General features: G+C 39.2%; 9 protein-coding genes. 6 read left to right on the top strand and 3 right to left on the bottom strand.

Going from position 1 to position 3,860, the window contains the following annotated elements; all coding sequences use genetic code 11:
- Positions 1 to 216: 216 nt before the first annotated feature.
- Positions 217 to 399 (top strand): hypothetical protein, encoded by a 183-nt coding sequence (locus tag F607_RS34415; protein WP_157365601.1) that lies wholly within the window; start codon positions 217 to 219, stop codon positions 397 to 399.
- Here F607_RS34415 and F607_RS0125325 read toward each other — a convergent pair.
- Positions 359 to 775: a hypothetical protein gene (locus tag F607_RS0125325; protein WP_027710253.1), complete on the bottom strand. Its 417-nt coding sequence runs from the start codon at positions 773 to 775 to the stop codon at positions 359 to 361. The two genes, F607_RS34415 and F607_RS0125325, sit on opposite strands and share 41 nt — an antisense overlap.
- Positions 776 to 1,190: 415 nt before the next feature.
- On the opposite strand from F607_RS0125325, the gene F607_RS36260 reads away from it, so the two are divergent.
- From F607_RS36260 to F607_RS34420, 5 genes are all read left to right on the top strand, one after another.
- On the top strand, positions 1,191 to 1,454 hold the full coding sequence (locus F607_RS36260) for a DUF7079 family protein (RefSeq protein ID WP_027710255.1): 264 nt from the start codon (positions 1,191 to 1,193) through the stop codon (positions 1,452 to 1,454).
- On the top strand, positions 1,388 to 1,600 hold the full coding sequence (locus F607_RS36265) for a DUF7079 family protein (RefSeq protein ID WP_420864450.1): 213 nt from the start codon (positions 1,388 to 1,390) through the stop codon (positions 1,598 to 1,600). Before F607_RS36260 ends, F607_RS36265 begins: the two co-directional genes overlap by 67 nt.
- A 114-nt stretch (positions 1,601 to 1,714) precedes the next feature.
- Positions 1,715 to 2,011: a BrnT family toxin gene (locus tag F607_RS0125340; protein ID WP_027710256.1), complete on the top strand. Its 297-nt coding sequence runs from the start codon at positions 1,715 to 1,717 to the stop codon at positions 2,009 to 2,011.
- Entirely contained in the window at positions 2,004 to 2,213 is a 210-nt protein-coding gene (locus tag F607_RS0125345; RefSeq protein WP_027710257.1) for a BrnA antitoxin family protein, read from the top strand. The genes F607_RS0125340 and F607_RS0125345 overlap by 8 nt, the downstream gene beginning before the upstream one ends.
- Before the next feature lie 107 nt (positions 2,214 to 2,320).
- Positions 2,321 to 2,476, top strand: coding sequence for a hypothetical protein (locus F607_RS34420; RefSeq protein WP_157365602.1), 156 nt, complete (start codon positions 2,321 to 2,323; stop codon positions 2,474 to 2,476).
- Here the strand turns inward: F607_RS34420 and F607_RS34425 are convergent.
- Both F607_RS34425 and F607_RS31860 read right to left on the bottom strand, forming a co-directional pair.
- Complete coding sequence (locus tag F607_RS34425; protein WP_157365603.1) at positions 2,460 to 2,645, bottom strand: hypothetical protein; 186 nt, start codon at positions 2,643 to 2,645, stop codon at positions 2,460 to 2,462. The two genes, F607_RS34420 and F607_RS34425, sit on opposite strands and share 17 nt — an antisense overlap.
- Positions 2,646 to 2,949: 304 nt before the next feature.
- Positions 2,950 to 3,768 (bottom strand): cysteine dioxygenase, encoded by an 819-nt coding sequence (locus tag F607_RS31860; RefSeq protein WP_051311831.1) that lies wholly within the window; start codon positions 3,766 to 3,768, stop codon positions 2,950 to 2,952.
- Between the last annotated feature and the right edge of the window lie 92 nt (positions 3,769 to 3,860).

Genomic DNA, 3,860 nt, shown 5'->3' on the forward strand with positions numbered 1-3,860 from the left:
GAAAAAACTTCCGGTAACTTCTGTTATCGGCTATTTTTGGGTGGCAACAGTAGTATATTATCAAAAACGGTAATACGTATTACTAAGTGAGAATAAACTAATACAATGAAAAATGACGCAAAATCTTAATGTAAGCCAAGTAATACAAGGGCTGTAGCAATCTTAATCACTTACATGTGCTTTAGCTCACCGTCGTATTTAAAAGGAAGTGCTAATATGCGGGCTGTTTTAGGCTTGTTGATGGGATTAAGGATATTTATGCCAACACCTCAAGACCAAGAGCGAATTGGGACGCTGTTAGCTGTTCTTTCTGGTGACCAGGACTTTGTTAAGTACAAGCATAAAATTACGGATGCTTTCATTGCACAAACTGAGCTTTTTGATTGTAAGCCGCTGTAATATTTTTATCACCTTTCTTTGCTTTTGAAACAGGTGTTGTGAAAGCATACTCCAAACCTTCTCGGGCTTTTTCTACATCATCTGAAGTGAAATAGGCGACAGCTTCGTTCTGGCTATACTTTCCAACCGTGACACCACTTGATGTTAATAGTTGGGCTGGCTTCTTGAACAGTTTAAAAGAAAGATCAAAGTTTCCAACTTCCAAGTAAGCACGATCATTACTAGTTGCTTTTGGCATTTCTTGAGCGCTGGCTATTTTTTCGCAGACCTCAACAAAACATACATCTTTAGGGTTGTTAATTTCATTTTGCTTAGAGGCTGCTGCCGCTGTTGTGGCAATAAAAGTTATTGCTATGGTAGCGATTAACTTTTGCATTCGTCATCCTTAGTCGTCATTTCGCTGGCATTGTAACACTTCGATGTGTTGCTCTGCGTGAATCACTTTGCACCATAGCTAGAAGCTGGTTCACTGTGAAAAAAGCCTTTGTCACTATAATAGAGTGTTAGTGAATTACTGAAGTATTAATAGGCTTGAGAATGGGTGGAATTACATTATTTTTTTTGGGCATTTGCTTTATTTGTTATGGGGCATATATCCATTACACAGGAAAAGTACAGTTTTCAACAAAAAGCTTTGGGATCAGGAAAACCAAGACCTATACACGTGAGGAGAATCCACGTACCGTCGATTTGGCATCTAAATTCTGGATAGGTTTTGGTATTTACGCAGTCTTAATGAGTTTTTATGCTATTTTTTGATGTTCAATTGAGTAAGACTGATGTTTTTCACTATGGTTGCTCAAGGTTCAATAGGCGCTGAAATATTGAAAACAGATGAGCTATATACTGCTTGGATTGCAATATCTGACCTTTTCTTAGATACAGAGCTGAAAAGATCTGACATTAAGTTCATAGTACGTAGGCTAGCAGAGACTGCTTTCAGTGAAGAACAACTTACTGAGTTCTATCTGTATGATGTGGCCCCTGTTTGTCATATCAATGCACTTCCACCCCACCAGGTGGAGAGTGGGTGGCATTTAATCAAGAGTGGCTAATCTCAAGCATTTTGAAAAATAGAGCGAAAAACCAGAAATTTCAGAGATTCAAAAACAAGCTGTTGAGGCGCTTTTATTTAATGGGTACATACGATGATTGGCTTAAAGTGCTTAAGGAACTAAATAGAGAGTGCTATAAAACTTAATGTTCCGCGTGGAACATTTTGTGGAACATCTATTATCGAAAGCTTGAGCCCAATGTGAACGGGAGTATAAAGCCATAAGCTTGACTATAATTATTTTATAACTACAATGTAATTATGAGTGCATATAACTTTACTTGGGATGAGCGCAAAAACCTCATCAATCAAAGTAAACATGGCGTATCCTTTGATGAAGCCAAGACTGTTTTCTTTGATGATTATGCGAGATTAATAGCCGACCCTGACCATTCAGAAGATGAGGAGCGCTTTATTCTGCTAGGCATGAGCAACCACTTCAAAACTCTCGTGGTATGCCACTGCTACCGAGCTGATGACCATGAAATACGATTGATATCTGCGCGAAGAGCAAATAAACATGAGCAGAAACAGTATGATAGGTTCCGTTATGCGTGATAATTACGATTTTTCAAACTCAGTACCAAACCCTTACGCCAAGCAGCTTAAGAAGCAAATAACTATCCGGCTAGATGAGGATGTTATTGATTACTTCAAAGAGCTGTCTGAGGAAAATGGTATTCCTTATCAAAACCTTATCAATCTTTATCTAAAGGATTGTGCTGAGCACCATAAGAAGCTAAAGATGAACTGGGATTGATTCAAAAGTCCTCAAAAGGTGAGAGAAGCCTTACGAAGCGGCATATAATTGCACTTAGCGAGCGCTTTGGTATTAGCCCTGCTTTGTTCTTCTAAGGTGGTAAGAATATGGATAAAAAGCTTTTTGATGAGCTTCTGGCCAGTGTCAAAGAGGCCAATGAAATAATTAAGGGTAAAAAAGCTTCACCAAGAGTAAGTGAATTTCCTGAATCTAAAGAGCAAACAGTTAAAAGTAAGAAAAGGTGGACTACTCCGCCCCTCTAGCGACTTTCTTAGCCATTTCACGCATGGCTAGCTGCTTATTTTTATTTAACCCTGCAAATTGCTTTTTCTTTAATAGCCAAGTAATCGCTAGTTGAGCTTTGGTGTACTTGTCTTCCTTTTGGGCCACCACTTGGTTGACCATTGATATCAATTTGCTGGGCAGCAGCAACCCTCTCCTTGTTGCGATGTATATGGACCTAATAGACTGGCTCGTGAATCAACGAGGATCATCAGAAACAGAAGGTGAAAAACGCCATCGCCAATATCAAGCAAATGAAACTACATGTGATATCGGATGAGTTAGTTAATGCACTAAAAATGGATGGCCGTAAGTAGCGAGTGATTTTGTCTTAGATAATTAGGTCGTCACATGCTGGCAACTACAGAAGATACGCACTAACTGTATTATCTTCCGCGTGGAACGTTTATTAAACAGCCATCCGCCCTCGAAGGGCGGAGTGTTATGTGCAGAATTAACGCCACCATTCTTTTGGTCTTACATTGCCCAACCACTCTGAACGCATTAACGCTTTGAACTCAGGAAACTCCATATCACTGTCTGGGTAATAATGCCCAATACCTGTACCTTCGTTATCAATATAATCAAAATACTCATAATGACTTCTATTACTTTGATTATAAAGATAACACTGTATTGTCATACAGGTAGGGCCATTCTCATTGATGTTCTTCAATTGATGGATTTGATTCAACCCAGGTGATATCCATGTTACATCATCTTTCACCAAGATTTTTTGTGCGAATGGTTGCTTATGATAAATAGACAGCATTGAATAGAGGTTAACGCCTATTTCACCATGTAATACACGAATAATCGCATTGGCACCTGCATGGTTATGAATGGGAGAGTAATGCCCTGCAGGCCAAATTTCTAGGACATATGGAATGCCTGGACTCCAGCCTTGGTTTACACCTAATGTAATTCTTAGGTAAGTTGCTTTGATGTCTCCCTCACCGCCAAACTCGCTCTTTTTTTCCTCAAGTTTTTTGTAGCACCACCCATTAGGGTTACGAATACTTGCTTCAATAGCATCGGTAAAATCAGGAAAATCAGGCGTATTAAGTACAAAACTTTTTCCAACAACATTTGAATACAACTCTTGGCACTCTTGAGATAACGCGTTTGGCACCACAGCCCGATATTCTGCCGCATCCATCATTGTGAACTTATCTGTTGGTAACACAATAAGTGGGGGCTCAACGGTGACAGGATCTTTCCACACCGTCACTTCTGAAGGGGTGTTGACGTTGTACTTTGATAAATCATTCATCTATGTACAGGACAAAAAGCTGAATAAATAAGAAAAATCAATTAGTTAGAAGTGAATTGATCCCTCATTGGTATTACAATTCAGGCTGCGAA

Source organism: Zooshikella ganghwensis DSM 15267 (assembly GCF_000428585.1).
Taxonomy (GTDB): Bacteria; Pseudomonadota; Gammaproteobacteria; order Pseudomonadales; family Zooshikellaceae; genus Zooshikella; species Zooshikella ganghwensis.

Excerpts from the sequence above, each read along its gene's own strand:
- F607_RS34415 (WP_157365601.1), top strand. The coding sequence starts at position 217 with ATGCGGGCTGTTTTAGGCTTGTTGATGGGATTAAGGATATTTATGCCA.
- F607_RS0125325 (WP_027710253.1), bottom strand. The coding sequence starts at position 775 with ATGCAAAAGTTAATCGCTACCATAGCAATAACTTTTATTGCCACAACA.
- F607_RS36260 (WP_027710255.1), top strand. The coding sequence starts at position 1,191 with ATGGTTGCTCAAGGTTCAATAGGCGCTGAAATATTGAAAACAGATGAG.
- F607_RS0125340 (WP_027710256.1), top strand. The coding sequence starts at position 1,715 with ATGAGTGCATATAACTTTACTTGGGATGAGCGCAAAAACCTCATCAAT.
- F607_RS0125345 (WP_027710257.1), top strand. The coding sequence starts at position 2,004 with ATGCGTGATAATTACGATTTTTCAAACTCAGTACCAAACCCTTACGCC.
- F607_RS34420 (WP_157365602.1), top strand. The coding sequence starts at position 2,321 with ATGGATAAAAAGCTTTTTGATGAGCTTCTGGCCAGTGTCAAAGAGGCC.
- F607_RS31860 (WP_051311831.1), bottom strand. The coding sequence starts at position 3,768 with ATGAATGATTTATCAAAGTACAACGTCAACACCCCTTCAGAAGTGACG.